General features: G+C 62.3%; 10 protein-coding genes. 4 read left to right on the top strand and 6 right to left on the bottom strand.

Going from position 1 to position 12,291, the window contains the following annotated elements:
- The first annotated feature begins 26 nt into the window (after positions 1 to 26).
- The 4 genes from THI_RS11860 (at position 27) to THI_RS11845 (ending at position 4,772) form a co-directional block, all read left to right on the top strand.
- A complete protein-coding gene (locus THI_RS11860) occupies positions 27 to 1,091 on the top strand; it encodes a porin (RefSeq protein ID WP_013106493.1) in 1,065 nt (354 codons plus the stop codon).
- Between the two features lie 125 nt (positions 1,092 to 1,216).
- Positions 1,217 to 2,422 carry a urate hydroxylase PuuD gene (locus THI_RS11855; RefSeq protein WP_013106492.1) on the top strand — a complete coding sequence of 402 codons (1,206 nt, stop codon included), beginning with the start codon at positions 1,217 to 1,219 and terminating at the stop codon, positions 2,420 to 2,422.
- Between the two features lie 51 nt (positions 2,423 to 2,473).
- Positions 2,474 to 3,922: a nucleobase:cation symporter-2 family protein gene (locus THI_RS11850; RefSeq protein ID WP_013106491.1), complete on the top strand. Its 1,449-nt coding sequence runs from the start codon at positions 2,474 to 2,476 to the stop codon at positions 3,920 to 3,922.
- Between the two features lie 82 nt (positions 3,923 to 4,004).
- Positions 4,005 to 4,772: a type III pantothenate kinase gene (locus tag THI_RS11845; protein WP_013106490.1), complete on the top strand. Its 768-nt coding sequence runs from the start codon at positions 4,005 to 4,007 to the stop codon at positions 4,770 to 4,772.
- On the opposite strand, the gene hslU is transcribed toward THI_RS11845, so the two are convergent.
- The 6 genes from hslU to THI_RS11810 all read right to left on the bottom strand — a co-directional run bounded on the left by hslU (position 4,760) and on the right by THI_RS11810 (position 12,285).
- Positions 4,760 to 6,088, bottom strand: a complete 1,329-nt coding sequence (gene hslU, locus THI_RS11840) for an ATP-dependent protease ATPase subunit HslU (RefSeq protein ID WP_041609008.1) — start codon at positions 6,086 to 6,088, stop codon at positions 4,760 to 4,762. The two genes, THI_RS11845 and hslU, sit on opposite strands and share 13 nt — an antisense overlap.
- Positions 6,089 to 6,092: 4 nt before the next feature.
- Positions 6,093 to 6,632: an ATP-dependent protease subunit HslV gene (gene hslV / locus THI_RS11835; protein WP_013106488.1), complete on the bottom strand. Its 540-nt coding sequence runs from the start codon at positions 6,630 to 6,632 to the stop codon at positions 6,093 to 6,095.
- A gap of 103 nt (positions 6,633 to 6,735) precedes the next feature.
- Complete coding sequence (locus tag THI_RS11830; RefSeq protein WP_013106487.1) at positions 6,736 to 8,700, bottom strand: STAS domain-containing protein; 1,965 nt, start codon at positions 8,698 to 8,700, stop codon at positions 6,736 to 6,738.
- Positions 8,701 to 8,752: 52 nt separating this feature from the next.
- Positions 8,753 to 9,241: an RNA polymerase-binding protein DksA gene (dksA, locus tag THI_RS11825; RefSeq protein ID WP_013106486.1), complete on the bottom strand. Its 489-nt coding sequence runs from the start codon at positions 9,239 to 9,241 to the stop codon at positions 8,753 to 8,755.
- A gap of 732 nt (positions 9,242 to 9,973) precedes the next feature.
- Positions 9,974 to 11,035: a CobW family GTP-binding protein gene (locus THI_RS11815; protein WP_013106485.1), complete on the bottom strand. Its 1,062-nt coding sequence runs from the start codon at positions 11,033 to 11,035 to the stop codon at positions 9,974 to 9,976.
- A 68-nt stretch (positions 11,036 to 11,103) separates the two neighbouring features.
- Positions 11,104 to 12,285, bottom strand: a complete 1,182-nt coding sequence (locus THI_RS11810) for a class I SAM-dependent rRNA methyltransferase (RefSeq protein WP_013106484.1) — start codon at positions 12,283 to 12,285, stop codon at positions 11,104 to 11,106.
- Between the last annotated feature and the right edge of the window lie 6 nt (positions 12,286 to 12,291).

Here is a 12,291-nt window from a genome sequence, read left to right as displayed (position 1 = left end):
TTTCCACAATCATCAAGGGACAAGAAATGAATAAACAACTCGCCATCATGACCATCGCTTTGGGCTTGGGTCTGAGTGCTGTGGCCCACGCCCAATCCAGCGTCCAACTCTACGGAACCGTTGATCTAGGTATTGAGCACTTCAACAACGGTGCTGGAAGCGTCAACAAGCTAGGCAACGGCATCCTCAACCCCAGCGTCATCGGGCTCAAAGGCCAGGAAGATTTGGGTGGCGGTACTTCGGTGTTCTTTCAGACCGAGACTTCGTTCTGTGCCAATGGCGCCGCCCCGGGGGCCACCAATGCCAGCGCGCAATTCTGCGGCCCGGGTTTTATGGGCCGCACCAGTATCGTCGGATTGAAAGGTGACTATGGCACGTTCCAGATGGGGCGCATGTTTACTCTCAGCAATGGCGACTTCTACGTTATCGATCCCTTGCACAGCGATAGCCTGAGTCCGTTCGGCAATACCAATGTCGCCACTATCGGCGAGCCCGTCTGGTACAGCCAGGCAATTGCCTATTACTCGCCCAGCCTCAACGGCTTCAATGCCGCGGCTATGTACCAGTTTGGCGATGGCATCGGCCTCAACAAAACGACTGGCGCCTACAACCTGCATTTGGGCTATGCGCAGGGACCATTGTTTATCGGCTTGGACTACGAGAATCAGAAAGGCCCGAATGATGTCACAGCACTCAAGCACACCATGCTGGCTGCAGCCTATGACTTCAAGGTGGTTCGTATTGGCGCTTATGTGGCACGTAACAGGCCTGACCCTAGCAGCGGCAATCCCAGCTTGAACGCCTACGCTGTGACGGCAAGTGTGCCTTACGGCGCGGCGACCTTCATTGGCGAATTCGCCTTGCAGAGCGACAAGACCATAGCGCGTCCGAATACCCGCATGGTCAATCTGGGCGTGCGCTATGCCTTATCCAAACGCACTTCACTCTATGCCATGTATGCGCGTGCGACGAACTACCACTACTTTGTGAACGAAGTCGATGCCTTCGGCAACAACAACGCACCTACGGCCGCCAGTGGTTCGGGGGCTGCTTCCACAGGCATCGCATTGGGCCTCAGCATGAATTTTTGAAATCAACCCTTCGTCGCAGCGGCCAACACGCCAAAGGCATCGCGCCTTTTGGCACGCGACCTTGATGACTTTCGCAGAGCCTGCCGTGGCGGAAGTCGACTTCATATGACCCTTTAGGAGACGTCATGATGAGCGACTTGATGACCACCATCCTGCCCTACGCCATGAACTGGGCCGACCTGCTGCTGCGTTGGCTGCACGTCATTGTGGCGATTGCTTGGATTGGTTCTTCGTTTTATTTCGTCTGGCTCGACAACAGCCTTGAAAAACCTACCGACCCGGAGTTGAAGGCCAGGGGAGTGGATGGGGAACTGTGGGCGGTGCATGGCGGGGGCTTCTACAACCCGCAGAAATACAGGGTCGCGCCGAAGAACCTGCCGCAGCATCTGCACTGGTTTTATTGGGAGAGCTATTCCACCTGGCTGTCGGGGTTTGCTCTGCTCTGCGTGCTTTACTTCTATCACGCCGGCATTTTCATCGTCGATCCGCGGGTGTTTGCCTGGAGTTCGCCGGGGTACGCGGTGGCGGCCATGCTGGGCTTTCTCGTCGTCGGCTGGTTGGTCTATGACGGCATCTGCCGCGTGTTCGGCCAAGGCAAGAAGGGCGACCTCACCGTGGGCATTCTGGTCGCGGTGTATGTGCTCATTGCGGCCTGGCTGGCCTGCCATTTGTTTGCCGGGCGGGCGGCGTTTCTGATCATCGGCGCCATGCTCGGTTCCTCGATGAGTGCCAATGTGTTTTTCTGGATCATCCCCGGTCAGCGCCGGGTAGTGGCGGCCATGCGCGCTGGCCAAACGCCCGACCCGATGGATGGCAAGCGCGGCAAGCAGCGCAGTGTGCACAACACCTACTTCACCCTGCCGGTGCTGTTCGCCATGCTGTCCAACCATTACAGCTTCGTGTATGACGCGCCGAACAACTGGCTGGTGCTGGTGCTGATGATGTTGGCCGGCGCGCTTATCCGCCAGTTCTTCGTGCTCAAACACAAAGGCGCCTGGAAGTGGCAATACTGGATCGTGGGTGGCGGCCTCATTCTGGCCGTGGCGGTGGCGCTCGCGCCCAAGCCGCAGCCCTCGTTGGCAAACGCGAAACCGATCACGTTCGCGCAGGTGCAGCACATCGTGCAGGAGCGCTGCTTGCTCTGCCATGCCGGAGCCGCAGCTAGCAAAGGCGTGCGTCTGGATTCGGCGCCGGACATCGTCAGCCACGCGCAGGCGATTTATCAGCAGGTGGTGGTGCTCAAGGCCATGCCGCTGAACAACGCTACGCAGATGACCGATCTGGAGCGCGCCGAAATCGGGCAGTGGATCAAAGACGGCGCCAAGCCCTGAGACATCGCGACGACGTTCACCACGACACAAAACAATCAACAGGAGACCACCATGAACCCAGCCATCGCACCGGCGGTATCTGAAAACGCACCGCATCCGGTTGATGAAGTTTTGCCTGCTGGCAAGCTGGTCGCGCTGGGCATCCAGCATGTGCTGGTGATGTACGCGGGCGCCGTGGCGGTGCCGCTGATCATCGGCTCGGCGCTGAAGCTGCCGGTGGAGCAGATCGCGTTGCTCATCACGGCCGACCTGTTCATCTGCGGGGTGACCAGCATCATTCAGTCGCTCGGACTCACTCCCTGGTTCGGCATTCGCATGCCGGTGATGATGGGCATGACTTTCGCCTCGGTCACGCCGATGATCGCCATCGCCACCACGCCCGGTATGGGCCTGCAGGACATCTTCGGCGCCATCATCGCCGCAGGCGTATTCGGGCTACTGATCGTGCCCTTTGCCTGCCGCCTGATGGGCATGTTCCCGCCTGTGGTCACTGGCTCGGTCATCACCATCATCGGCATTTCGCTCATGCAGGTCGGCATTCAGTGGGCCGTCGGCGGCGCCTGGCTCAAACCCATGATTGCCGATACCTCACCGCACGCGGCCGCGGGCAGCTTGGTGCCCAACCCGGCGTATGCCTCGATGGAAAATCTGGGCATCGCCCTGTTCGTGCTAGTGGTCATTCTGTTCATCAGCAAATTCGGCCGCAGCTTCCTCAAAAACATTTCGGTGCTGATCGGTCTGGTGCTCGGCAGCGTGGCGGCCGCCTTGCTGGGGCTGATGCATTTCGATCAGGTCGCCAAGGCCGATGCTTTCCATCTGGTCATGCCGTTTCAGTTTGGTGCGCCGCAATTCGCCATCGGCCCGATCGTGACCCTGTGCGTGGTGGAGCTGGTGGTGTTCGTCGAATCGGCCGGCATGTTTTTCGCGCTGGGCGACATTGTCGGGCGCAAGGTGGGTCGCACCGAGCTGGGGCGCGGTCTGCGGGTCGATGCTTTGGGCACCATTTTGGCCGGCATGTTCAACACCTTTCCCACCACCTCGTTTTCGCAGAACATCGGCTTGGTGGGCATGACCGGCGTGCGCAGCCGCTGGGTGACGGTGACCGGCGGTGTCATCATGCTGCTGCTTGGGCTGATGCCCAAACTGGGTGCGCTGGTGGCGGCGATCCCCCAGCCTGTGCTCGGCGGTACCGGTATCGCCATGTTCGGCATGGTAGCGGCTACGGGCATCCGCATCCTCAGCGAGGTTGATTACAAGAACAATCGCAACAATCTGCTCATCGTCGCACTGGGCATCGGCTTTGGCATGATTCCTCTGGTGGCGCCGCAATTTTTCATCCACTTCCCTGAAGTTCTCGCGCCCATGCTGCACAGCGGCATTCTGCTCACCGCCGTGGTGGCGTTTTTGCTCAATGCCTACTTCAACGGGTTCGGCACCCTGGATGCCAAGGGCCTTCGGGATCGGGAACACGCGGCAGAAGACGGGGCCAAATTGCGCTGATGGCCCGCGCAGCCCTGGCTGCAGATTCGCGGGATTGCTCTGCTATGGTTCAGGAAACCACAATCCCTGACACGTTACCCGGATGCATCTTCTCGTTCTCGACGTTGGCAATACCCGGCTGAAATGGGGCCTGTATGCGCGAGCGCAACGCAACGCGGAGTTGCTCGCCGGTGGGGCCATGCTGCTGGAAGAGGTCGATCAACTCAGCCGTGTGCTGGCCGCACAGCCTCGCGCCGAGCGGGTGATCGGTTGTGCCGTGGCCGGTGCGGTGGTTACCGCGCGGGTGTGTGCCGAGCTTGATGCGCTTGGGCTGCGCTGCAACTGGATCAGCGCGCAGGCCGCGCAATGCGGGCTGCGCAACAGCTATGCCGTGCCCTCATTGCTGGGTGCGGATCGCTGGGCGGCGCAACTGGGCGCGCGCCAGCGCGTGCCCGATCAGGCGGCGATGGTCATCAGCGTGGGGACGGCCGTCACCGTCGATTGCCTCAGCCGCGAAGGGGTGTTCATCGGCGGCATCATCCTGCCCGGCTTTGGGTTGATGCTCAAGGCGCTGGAGATGGGCACTGCTGGGCTGCGCGTGCCCGAAGGCGACATCGCGGAATTTCCCACCAATACCAGCGATGCCTTGATGACCGGTGGCGCCTTGGCCATCTCGGGCGCGGCGCGGCAGATGCATGCGCGTCTGCAAGCGCGGGAAGCGGGCGAGGTGGTTGTGCTGCTGACCGGCGGCGCGGCACCCAAGCTGCGCGACGCCCTGGGGCTGCCGCATCAGCATGTCGAACATCTGGTGTTCGAAGGCTTGCTGTGCATTGCGGGGAACGCGCAGCCGCAGATGGATCAAAGCACGTAGCGCGACAGATCTTCGTCGCGGGCAATGTCGCCCAGACGTTCGTTGACCATCGCCGCATCGACTTTCACGGTGCTGTGCTGCGCGCCATCGGCGTGAAACGACACCTCTTCAAGCAGCCGCTCCATCACCGTGTGCAGCCGCCGCGCGCCGATGTTTTCGGTCTTTTCGTTCACTTGAAACGCCACTTCTGCCATGCGGCGAATACCGTCTGCGGTGAACTCGACTTGCACGCCGTCGGTGGCGAGCAACGCGGCGTACTGCTTGGTGAGGCTGGCGTCGGTACTGGTGAGAATGGCCTCGAAATCTGCGACTGAGAGCGACTCCAGTTCCACCCGGATGGGAAAGCGCCCCTGTAGTTCGGGAATCAGGTCGGAAGGCTTGGCGACGTGAAACGCGCCGCTGGCGATGAACAGAATGTGATCGGTGCGCACCATGCCGTATTTGGTGCTGACCGTGGTGCCTTCCACCAGCGGCAGCAGATCGCGCTGCACGCCCTGGCGCGACACATCGGCGCCCTGGGTGTCGCTGCGCGAGGCGACCTTGTCGATCTCGTCGAGGAACACAATTCCGTTCTGCTCCACCGCGCGCAGCGCGCCCGCCTTGATCTCGTCCTCGTTGACCAGTTTGGCGGCCTCTTCGTCGATCAGCAGCTTCTGCGCTTCGCGCACCGTCACCTTGCGCGTCTTGCGGCGCGTCTGGCCCAGATTGGCGAACATGGAACGGATCTGCTCGGTCATGTCCTCCATGCCGGGCGGGCCCATGATGTCCACGCTGGCTGGGTGTACCGCAAGGTCGATCTCGATTTCCTTGTTATCGAGCTGGCCCTCGCGCAGGCGCTTGCGCAGCATTTGGCGCGTGGGATTGTTCTCGGTGACCGATGGGGTATGCCCGCTGGAGTCCGCCGGCGCGGGCAGCAGCACGTCGAGAATGCGGTCTTCCGCGCGGTCTTCGGCGCGGGTGCGTTGCTGGCGCATGGCGGTTTCGCGCGCCAGCTTCACGGCAGCCTCCATCAGGTCGCGGATGATGGTGTCCACATCGCGCCCGACGTAGCCCACTTCGGTGAACTTGGTAGCCTCGACCTTGATGAACGGCGCGTCGGCCAGCTTGGCCAGACGGCGCGCAATCTCTGTTTTGCCCACGCCGGTGGGGCCGATCATCAGAATGTTTTTTGGGGTGATTTCGTGCCGCAGCGGCTCGGCGACCTGCTGGCGGCGCCAGCGGTTGCGCAGGGCGATGGCCACCGCCTGCTTGGCCTTGGCTTGGCCGATGACAAAACGGTCGAGCTCGGAGACGATTTCTCGGGGAGTCATATTCATGGTCTTACTCACCCAGGGTTTCGATGGTGTGCGACTGGTTGGTGTAGATGCAGATGTCGCCCGCAATCTTCAGCGATTGGGCGACGATCTCGCGCGGGCTCAGCGCGGTGTGTTCGAGCAGGGCCCTTGCCGCCGACTGCGCATACGCTCCGCCCGAGCCGATGGCCACGATGCCGTACTCGGGTTCGAGCACATCGCCATTGCCGGTGATGATGAGCGAGTGCTCGGCATCGGCCACCGAGAGCATGGCCTCCAGCCGGCGCAGCATGCGGTCGGTGCGCCAGTCCTTGGCCAGTTCGACCGCGCTGCGCAACAACTGTCCCTGGTGCTTCTCCAGCTTGGCCTCGAAGCGCTCGAACAGCGTAAAGGCATCGGCCGTTCCCCCGGCGAAGCCAGCCAGAATCTGGTTGTTGTAGAGCCTGCGCACCTTGCGCGCAGTGGATTTGACGACGATATTGCCAAGCGTCACTTGCCCGTCGCCGCCCAGGGCCACGGTAGCGCCGCGGCGCACGCTCAGAATGGTGGTGCCGTGATATTGATCCATGCCGGGATGTAAGGGTGGGAGTAGAAAACTCAAGAGGCGGCAGTGTGGCAACCTGGCAGTGCAAGCGCCGCTTTGCCGCAGCCGGACGGCGCCGAGCAGAACCTCAGTCGCGACGCAGCTGAATGAGGGCGTGCTCGTGCAGGCCGAGGATGCTGAACAGACCGGCGATCAGCCGGTGTACGCCGGTGAACTGCAGGGTCTTGCCCTGATCGTGTTGCATCATGGCCCAGTTGAGCAGGGCGCCTGCGCTCGAAAAATCGATACGGCGCAACTGACGCAGGGAAATGCTCATCTGTTCATGCGTTTTGGCTGCCTGCTCCAGCGGGTTCAGAAAGTCGCTTGAACTGCCGAGAATCTCGCCGCTGAGATGCAACTGTGCCGAGCGCGAGCCGCCATTGCCCAAAACGGAATTCGGGCTGATCCCCGAGTTCTGAAACGCAACTGGCTGTGTGGATGCCTCAGGCGCCGCGTTGCCGTCCACGCCGACGAGTTCGACTCTGGCGCGGCTGGCTTCCCAGGTCGGAGGAGAGATTTCGTAGGTCACGCAGTAGTCGAGCGCGATGGCGTCGAAATCGTCCTGCTGGTTGACCAAGCGCAGCAACTCCAGACGCAAGGCCCACCATTGCGGATCGGCCTCGCGCTGCATGGCGGGCGCCTGCACTTGGCAAAGGGACAGCAGGGTATTCGCGCCGTTCAGAGTGACGGTGCAGGCGGTGCTGTTGATCTTTTTCAGCGACTCAACCAGTGCGGACAAGGCGGTTGGCGTGATGGTGCGCACCTCCTCGAAGCTCAATTCAAGCGCCGACGGCGCATTGAGCAGCAGCTTGCGCAAACGCTCGGTTTGGACGGCATCGACCGATGCAGAAAAAACCAGCGAGGGCTTGAAGTGGTTTGACGCTGGCGCGGGCGCCGCAGCGGGCGCAGGCAGGCCGTCTTCGGCCATCGGCGCCGAGGTCTGGAATCGGCTGACGAAATCGGTCACCAGGGCTTCGAACTTGTCGATCTGCCCCGAGGCGCGGAATAGGTCAAACAGCGCCAGCCAGAGCTCTTTCTCCGAATCCAGATCCTGCGAGTTGGAAATGGCGTCGCGCAAGGCCGACTCTGCGGCGACATCATCGCCATTGGCGAAGTCCATCACCGCCTGATCGAACAAGGGATTGGAGCTCAAAGCCTCGTGCACTTCCACGGCGAAGAAGGCGCTGGGCATGAAGTCATTACTCGATCGCAGCCAACTGTCGCCCGAGGGCGCCGAGGTGTGCGGCGGTAGGGCGTCGGCGCTCAGGCGGGTGGCTGCCGCTAGCGTAGGCTGCTCGTCGAACGACACGGCAGCCGGTTGCGACTTGCGCACCTGCGCTGGCGGCGCGCTGGGCACGAAGGGGACAGTGGGGGCGTAGCCAACAGGCGGCAGCGTAGGCGGCTCACCCGGCGCCGTGGTCGGGCCGGACTGCGACGGCACACCGGTTGCGGGTTGCGTTGTCAGACCGCCCGGCTTGGTGATCAGAGTGGTATCGGCATAGGCCGTATCCACCTTGAAGTGCATCGTTCCAGTCGTCTGCGACTCGGGCGATAGCGTCCCCGCCGTCAGGGATGGGGGCGCGAAGGTGAGTGGCGGTTTGGCCTGTGATGGCTGGTGGCTTTGGGGGGGCAGACTTTGGGGAAGAGATCGGGTCGTGGGCGCAGGCATCTGCCGCGTGACCGGCGCGCGACTGCGGGTTGCGGCAGAGGCGTGATCACCCGCCATCGATTTTTCGATCTCGTTGATTTTTCGCAGGGTTTCGTCCCGGTCGTGTACCGGGGTGGGCTGGGACGTCAGATCCGGAACATTGGTCTGCAGGCTGTCATCCATGCCCAGATCAGTGGCCTCGCGCCTGCGTAGCTTGCGCAGGCCGTCGAGTTCGCGCTTGCGGATGAAATCGTCCTGACGCTTCTGGTCCTCGCGGGCCTTGACCCGGGCGAGGTTTTCATGCTCTTGAAGGGCCTGTTCGTCGGTTAGCGACCAGTCGCGGGTCGGGTTCTTGACAAAAGAACCCACTCGCTTCCAGAAACCGCCTGAGTCAGAACTGCTCATGCCTGAGATGCCCGCAAATCGCGCCTGCCGCAGGGAGGCGACAGATCTTCAATCAATCGTTGAACATTTTCTGCTTAAGCTCGCGGCGTTGCTGCGCTTCGAGCGACAGGGTGGCCGTCGGCCGGGCCAGCAGACGGCCGATGCCAATGGGCTCGCCCGTTTCTTCGCACCAGCCATATTCGCCGCTTTCGATACGCTGCAGCGACTGGTCAATTTTTTTCAACAGCTTGCGCTCACGGTCGCGGGTGCGCAACTCTAGCGCGTGCTCTTCTTCAATGGTGGCGCGATCGGCCGGGTCGGGGACTAGCAGCGTGTCTTCGCGCAGATGCTCGGTAGTTTCGCCCGCGCTCTTGATCAGATCGTCGCGCATGGTGCTGAGCAGACGCTTGAAGTAGTCGAGCTGGACTTCGTTCATGTATTCCGACTCGGGCATGGCCAGCAATTCTTGCTCGGTCAGTTCGGAGGCAGTCTTGTGCTTCCAGGCATTGGCATGCTTGGGATCGGATTTTCTGGGGGTGGGTTCGATGGTTGTGCTGCTCATGGAACTTCTGTCGAGTCGGATAGGTTCCGGCGACCCCATGGCCGCCGACAAGGGTTTTGAGGCGTGGAGTTTACTCACGCCAGACGAGGATGAGCGCCGAAGCGCCGGGGAAGCGGTGACTTTTTTGGCAGGTGCGGCAGAGACGGCTGGCGCGGTTTGCGCCGCTGTAGCTTTAGCGGCTGACTTGGCGGGCACAACTTTGTCGGGCACTACTGGCGCCACCTGAACGGCTGGCTCGACCTTGGTCTTGGCTGCCACTGGTTTGACTGCGGGTTTTTTGTCTGCCGCCGCAGGCTTGCTCTTGCCTGGGGCTGCGACCGCTTTTTGAGACGACTTGACCACGAAAATCCTCCCGAACTTTCCCATCCGACGGCCCATTGCCGCCTGATTTGCTGCATGGCCGGGCACGGACGAGGTGAATTCGTCGTGCGCTGACCGCGCTGATTTGAACGTGTGGAGCCGCCCATCGCTGGACTCGCCCCCGGACTTTCCACCCCTCGACTTTCCACCCCTCTTGACCGCGCTCTTTGCCGTACTCTTGGCATCATGCCTTTGCTGTGCCGAGGCGCAGGTTAGCCCCACCGCAACCCAACCCAACGCAACCCAACCGCTCCTCAATTCCACCATGACTGCGGTTTGTCGGGCGAGCTGTCATTCAGGTTAGCCACTGCCCGGGCTGGCCACTGCCAAAACCGCCCGATTCTATTCATTTCGGGTGGCAAGGCAAATGCATCATCCGATCAAGCATTGCTGCAGACCTTTTTCGAGGATGTCGCGCGGCAGATCGATGCCGATAAACACCATCTTGCTCTGCCGCTGCTCTTGCGGCCCCCAGGGCGCGGCGAGATCGCTGCCCATGAGCTGGTGTACGCCCTGGAACACCACTTTGCGGTCGATGCCCTGCATGTTCAGCACGCCCTTGTAGCGCAGCATGCGCGGGCCGTAGACCTGCACGATGGCGCCGAGGAAGTCTTCGAGCTTGGCCGGATCGAAGGGTTTGTCGGCGCGGTAAACGAAGGATTTCACATCATCGTCGTGGTGGTGATGGTGCGGGTGATTGCAGTGTTCGCCATGCTCGTGATCATGGTCATGGTGGTCGTGATCATGGTCGTGGTCGTGATGATCGTGATCATCGGCCTTGAGGAAGTCGGGGTCGATGTCGAGCTTGGCGTTGAGGTTGAAACCCTTGAGGTCGAGCACCTGCGACAGCGGCACCTCGCCGAAATGCACCACGCTTTGCTTGGCGCGCGGATTCATATGGGCGAGCCGGTGCTGCAGGGCGGCGAGTTCGTCGGCGCTGACCAGATCGGCCTTGCTGATGAAAATCTGGTCGGCGAAACCCACCTGGCGGCGCGCTTCCTGCCGACTGTCGAGCTGCTGGTTGGCGTGTTTGGCATCGACCAGGGTGAGGATGGCGTCGAGCATGTACTGGCTGGCGACCTCGTCGTCCATGAAAAAGGTCTGCGCGACCGGGCCAGGGTCGGCGATGCCGGTGGTCTCGATGACCACGCGGTCGAACACCAGCTCGCCCTTGCGGCGCTTGGCGGCCAGATCGGCCAGCGTGGCGCGCAGATCGTCGCGAATGGTGCAGCAGATGCAGCCATTCGACATCTGCACGATCTGCTCGCCCGCTTCCTGCACCAGGATGTCGCTGTCGATGTTCTCTTCGCCGAACTCGTTTTCGATCACGGCAATCTTGGAGCCATGCGCTTCGTGCAGCACGCGCTTGAGCAAGGTGGTTTTGCCGCTGCCGAGAAAGCCGGTGACGATGGTGGCGGGAATGAGGGAGGCCATGGTGGGATTCCTTGAAAGAGGCAACGCCCATTCAGATCGGGGCGATCAACGAAAAATCAACCGGAAGTTCAACTGCGGCGCAGCAGCAGCCCCTTGAGATACTCGCCTTCGGGGAAATGCAGGCTCAAGGGATGGTCGAGCCCCGCGCCGGTACGGGCGACGATCTGAGCGTCTGCGCCCGCGTCGAGGGCGGCGCCAGCGACGATTTTCTGGAACAGCTCGGCACTGACGCCGCCTGAGCAAGAAAAGGTGAACAGCCAGCCGCCCGGCGGCAGCAGATGGAAGGCCAGGCGATTGATGTCTTTGTAGGCGCGCGCGGCGCGTTCGACTTGCTGCGGGCTGGCGGCGAATTTGGGCGGATCGAGCACGATGGCGTCGAACTGCGCGCCTTCTTCGCGCAGGCGGCGCAGAGTGGCGTTGACGTCGGCGTCGATGAATTGCGCCCGCGCCGGATCGAAGCCATTGAGCGCGACATGCTCGGCCGCCAGCGCCAGCGTGGGCGCGGAGGAATCGACCGAGGTGACTTGCTGCGCCCCGCCGGCCAGGGCGGCCAGCGAGAAGCCGCCGGTGTAGCTGAAGCAGTTGAGCACGCGCTGCAGGCCGTGCGCGCGCAACGTGTCGGCAAAGCGGGCGCGGGCGTCGCGCTGATCGAGGTAGAAGCCGGTCTTGTGGCCGGTGGCGACATCGACCTGCAGCCGCAGCCCGTTTTCACGGATCTCGACCTGCGTTTGCCCTTCGCCCAGCAGCCAGCCGGTGGCCGCGGGCAGGCCTTCGCGTTCGCGCAGCGCGGCGTCCGAGCGTTCGTAAACGCGGGTTTCGGGCATGAGGGCGTGCAGGGCGCTGACGATCACCGATTTCCAGCGCTCAATCCCCGCGCTGCCCGCTTGCAGCACCATGATGTCGGCGTAGCGATCGACGATGCAGCCGGGCAGACCGTCGCTCTCGCCGTGTACCAGGCGGCAGGCGGTGAGATCCAGTCCGAGCGCTTGGCGGCGGGCGATGGCCGCGCGCAGTTGTTCGGTGAAAAAGCGGGCGTCGATGCGCTGCGTGGCCTCGAAGCTCCAGACCCGCAAGCGGATTTGCGAAGCGGGGCTGAACGCGGCCCAGGCGAGAAACTGGCCATCGTGCGATTCCACGCGGACGGTTTCTCCGCTGTCGGCGCTGCCCTTGGCGATCGAGCTGGCGAACACCCAGGGGTGGCGGCGTAGCAAGGAGCGTTCCTTGCCCGGATGAAGGCGGATGGTTTTCATGGAGGG

The sequence above is a fragment of the Thiomonas arsenitoxydans genome (assembly GCF_000253115.1).
GTDB lineage: Bacteria > Pseudomonadota > Gammaproteobacteria > Burkholderiales > Burkholderiaceae_C > Thiomonas > Thiomonas arsenitoxydans.
Note: the sequence above shows the minus strand (reverse complement) of the source record. Positions and strands in the feature narration are given on the sequence as shown.

Excerpts from the sequence above, each read along its gene's own strand:
- THI_RS11845 (WP_013106490.1), top strand. The coding sequence starts at position 4,005 with ATGCATCTTCTCGTTCTCGACGTTGGCAATACCCGGCTGAAATGGGGC.
- THI_RS11855 (WP_013106492.1), top strand. The coding sequence starts at position 1,217 with ATGATGAGCGACTTGATGACCACCATCCTGCCCTACGCCATGAACTGG.
- dksA (WP_013106486.1), bottom strand. The coding sequence starts at position 9,241 with ATGAGCAGCACAACCATCGAACCCACCCCCAGAAAATCCGATCCCAAG.
- THI_RS11815 (WP_013106485.1), bottom strand. The coding sequence starts at position 11,035 with ATGGCCTCCCTCATTCCCGCCACCATCGTCACCGGCTTTCTCGGCAGC.
- hslU (WP_041609008.1), bottom strand. The coding sequence starts at position 6,088 with ATGAATATGACTCCCCGAGAAATCGTCTCCGAGCTCGACCGTTTTGTC.
- THI_RS11810 (WP_013106484.1), bottom strand. The coding sequence starts at position 12,285 with ATGAAAACCATCCGCCTTCATCCGGGCAAGGAACGCTCCTTGCTACGC.
- THI_RS11830 (WP_013106487.1), bottom strand. The coding sequence starts at position 8,700 with ATGAGCAGTTCTGACTCAGGCGGTTTCTGGAAGCGAGTGGGTTCTTTT.
- THI_RS11860 (WP_013106493.1), top strand. The coding sequence starts at position 27 with ATGAATAAACAACTCGCCATCATGACCATCGCTTTGGGCTTGGGTCTG.
- THI_RS11850 (WP_013106491.1), top strand. The coding sequence starts at position 2,474 with ATGAACCCAGCCATCGCACCGGCGGTATCTGAAAACGCACCGCATCCG.
- hslV (WP_013106488.1), bottom strand. The coding sequence starts at position 6,632 with ATGGATCAATATCACGGCACCACCATTCTGAGCGTGCGCCGCGGCGCT.